The following is a 3,574-nucleotide window of genomic DNA, read 5'->3' as shown; positions in this document are numbered from 1 at the left end:
GTCATGCAGGCCGACGGCAAGATCGAAGCGCAGGACTGGATGCCCGAGGCGTATCGCAAGACGCTGGTGCGCCAGATTTCGCAGCATGCGCATTCGGAGATCATCGGCATGCAGCCCGAGGGCAACTGGATCAGCCGCGCGCCCAGCCTCAAGCGCAAGGCGATTCTGCTCGCTAAGGTGCAAGACGAAGGCGGCCACGGCCTGTATCTCTACAGCGCGGCCGAAACGCTCGGCGTCTCGCGCGATCAACTGGTCGCGGCGCTGCACGCGGGCAAGGCCAAGTATTCGAGCATCTTCAATTATCCGACGCCTACCTGGGCCGACGTCGGCGTGATCGGCTGGCTGGTCGATGGCGCGGCGATCATGAATCAGATCCCGCTGTGCCGCTGCACCTACGGTCCGTATGCGCGCGCCATGATCCGCATCTGCAAGGAAGAGTCGTTCCATCAGCGCCAGGGCTTCGACGCCTTGCTCGCGATGATGAAAGGCACGCAGGCGCAAAAGGATCTGGTGCAGCAGGCGGTGAACCGCTGGTGGTGGCCGGTGCTGATGATGTTCGGCCCGAGCGACAAGGACTCGATCCACAGCGGCCAGTCCTTCGCGTGGGGCATCAAGCGCATTTCGAACGACGATCTGCGCCAGAAATTCGTCGATGCCACCGTCGAGCAGGCGAAGATTCTGGGCGTCACGCTACCCGATCCGGATCTGAAGTGGAACGCGGCGCGCAACGCGCACGACTACGGCGAGATCGACTGGGAAGAATTCTGGCGCGTGGTCAACGGCGACGGCCCCTGCAACAAGGAGCGCCTCGCCACGCGCGTCAAGGCGCACGACGAGGGCGCATGGGTGCGCGAAGCCGCGCTTGCCTATGCCGAGAAACAGAAGGCGCGCGCACATCGCGAAGCGGCGTAATTCAGGAGACGAGAGAGATGAACAAGGAATGGCCGATCTGGGAAGTGTTCGTGCGCAGCAAGCAGGGACTGGATCACAAGCATTGCGGCAGCCTGCACGCACCGGATGCGGGCGCGGCGTTGCGCATGGCGCGCGACGTGTACACGCGCCGTCAGGAAGGCGTGAGCATCTGGGTGGTGCCGTCGGCGGCGATCACCGCATCGGACCCGGCGGACAAGGGCGAACTGTTCGAGCCGTCGGTCGACAAGATCTACCGGCATCCGACGTTCTTCGTGCTGCCCGATGAAATCAATCATATGTGAGGCGCGATTCATGACACACGCGCATCAACATCTCGCTTACGTCCTGCGACTGGCCGACAACGCGCTGATCCTCGGCCAGCGCAATGCCGAATGGTGCAGCCACGGCCCGGCGCTGGAAGAGGACATCGCGCTGGCGAACATCAGTCTCGATCTGATCGGTCAGGCGCGGCTGCTCTACACGCATGCAGCGACGCTCGAAGGTTCGAATAAAACCGAAGACGATTACGCATACTTTCGCACCGAGCGCGAGTTCGGCAACTACACGATCACGGAACTGCCGCACTTCGGCCCGCTCGCGGGCACGGCGCGCACCGGGCGCGATTACGCGGTGACGATCGTGCGCAACTTCCTGTACTCCGCGCTGATGGCGCAAGTATGGACGGCGCTGCAAACGTCGAGCGATGCGCAGCTCGCGGCGATCGCGGCGAAGTCGATCAAGGAGACGCGCTATCACCTGCATCACGCGCACGACTGGCTGGTGCGCCTGGGCGATGGCACGGAGGAATCGCATCGGCGCACGCAGGCGGCGCTCGATTATCTGATGCCGTACACGCATGAATTCTTCGCGACCGATGACATCGAGCGCGCGGTGGCCGAAGCCGGCATCGCGCCGCTCGCGAGCGACTTCGAAGCGGCGTGGCGCGAGCAGGTGCAAGCCGCGCTCGATGAGGCGACGCTCACCGCGCCCGCCGCAGTCAAGCACGTGAGCACGGGCAAGCTCGGCGAGCACTCGGAGCACATGGGGTATCTGCTGGCGGAGATGCAGAGTCTTGCGCGTCAGCATCCGGGCGCGAGCTGGTAAATGAATACGGCACACGCAAACACGACGATCGAGCGCGCGTGGTCGGTGCTCGAAGCGGTGCCCGATCCGGAGATTCCGGTGGTCTCGATTCGCGAGCTGGGCATTCTGCGCGACGTGCGTCACGGCGCCGATGGCGTGCTCGAAGTGGTGATCACGCCGACGTACTCGGGGTGTCCGGCGATGTCGCAGATCGCGGAGGACATCGCGCAGGCAATCGACAGCGCCGCGCTCGGCGCGCATCGCATCGAGACGGTGCTGGCGCCGGCGTGGACCACCGACTGGATCACGGACGAAGCGCGCGAGAAGCTGCGCCGCTATGGCATCGCGCCGCCCGCGGGTGCGTGTGGCAACGCGAACGTGCCAGCGGAGAAACCGATCCGCTTCGTGCCGCGCAAGCGAGAAGTCGTCGCCTGCCCGCATTGCGGCTCGACGCACACCGAGACGCTGGCGCAATTCGGCTCGACGGCGTGCAAGGCGCTGTATCGCTGCATCGACTGCCGCGAGCCGTTCGATTACTTCAAGCCGTACTGAACCGACTTCACATCATCGACATCATGGCGACTCCGCAATTCCATCCGCTGCGTATCCGCGACGTGCGTCCCGAAACCGCCGATGCGGTCACTGTTTCGTTCGACGTGCCGCCCGCGCTGCGCGACGCATTTCGCTTCACGCAAGGGCAGTTCGTGACGCTCAAGACGCATATCGACGGCGAAGAAACGCGCCGTTCGTATTCGATCTGCGTGGGCGTGACCGACTACGATCGCGACGGCGAATTGCGCATCGGCATCAAGCGCGTGCGCGGCGGGCGCTTCTCGAACTTCGCATTCGACACCTTGCAGCCGGGCCACGAAATCGACGTGATGACGCCCGACGGACGTTTCTTCACGCATCTGAACGCGGATCACGCGAAGCATTACGTGGCGTTCTCGGGCGGCTCGGGCATCACGCCGGTGCTGGCGATCATCAAGACGACGCTCGACATGGAGCCGACGAGCCGCTTCACGCTCGTGTACGGCAATCGCAGCGTGGACGCGATCATGTTTGCCGAGGAGCTCGAAGATCTGAAGAACCGGTATATGGACCGGTTCTCGCTGTATCACGTGTTGTCCGACGATTTGCAGGACGTCGAGCTGTTCAACGGCGTGCTGGATCAGGCGAAGTGCAAGGCGTTTCTGGAGACCTTGCTCTCGCCCGAGGAAATCGACGAAGCGTTCATCTGCGGCCCCGGCCCGATGATGGATGCGGCCGAAGCGGCATTGAAGGACTCGGGCGTGGCGCCTAAGCAGATTCATGTCGAGCGCTTTGGCTCGCCGCTGCCGCAAGCGGGCGCGCCGACGGTCGAGATCACGGAGAACACGCCGGCGGCGGATCTGGAACTGATCATCGATGGCAAGAAGCGCAAGCTGCGTCTGCCGTATGAAGGCGTGAGCGTGCTCGATGTGGGCCTGAAAGCGGGCCTCGCGTTGCCGTATGCGTGCAAGGGTGGCGTGTGCTGCACGTGCCGCGCGAAAGTGCTCGAAGGCGAAGTGAAGATGGAGAAGAACTACACGCTCGAACA

The 3,574-nt window shown here is 63.8% G+C and carries 5 protein-coding genes; all 5 read left to right on the top strand.

Annotated features, from left to right (window positions below; translation table 11 throughout):
* Positions 1-912 (top strand): 1,2-phenylacetyl-CoA epoxidase subunit PaaA (gene paaA, locus AWB70_RS38000; protein WP_060854262.1); only part of this gene is annotated, 912 nt, incomplete at its 5' end.
* A gap of 17 nt (positions 913-929) precedes the next feature.
* Entirely contained in the window at positions 930-1,214 is a 285-nt protein-coding gene (gene paaB / locus AWB70_RS37995) for a 1,2-phenylacetyl-CoA epoxidase subunit PaaB (protein ID WP_045450646.1), read from the top strand.
* A gap of 10 nt (positions 1,215-1,224) precedes the next feature.
* Positions 1,225-2,016 carry a 1,2-phenylacetyl-CoA epoxidase subunit PaaC gene (gene paaC / locus AWB70_RS37990; RefSeq protein WP_053567101.1) on the top strand — a complete coding sequence of 264 codons (792 nt, stop codon included), beginning with the start codon at positions 1,225-1,227 and terminating at the stop codon, positions 2,014-2,016.
* A complete protein-coding gene (gene paaD / locus AWB70_RS37985; RefSeq protein ID WP_014191515.1) occupies positions 2,017-2,547 on the top strand; it encodes a 1,2-phenylacetyl-CoA epoxidase subunit PaaD in 531 nt (176 codons plus the stop codon). It abuts the gene before it with no gap.
* Positions 2,548-2,570: 23 nt separating this feature from the next.
* On the top strand, positions 2,571-3,574 hold a 1,004-nt coding region (locus AWB70_RS37980; RefSeq protein ID WP_060854261.1), incomplete at its 3' end, for a ferredoxin--NADP reductase.

The organism is Caballeronia cordobensis (genome assembly GCF_001544575.2).
Lineage (GTDB): Bacteria > Pseudomonadota > Gammaproteobacteria > Burkholderiales > Burkholderiaceae > Caballeronia > Caballeronia cordobensis.
The sequence above is the reverse complement of the archived record's forward strand: the minus strand, read 5'-3'. Positions and strand labels throughout refer to the sequence as shown.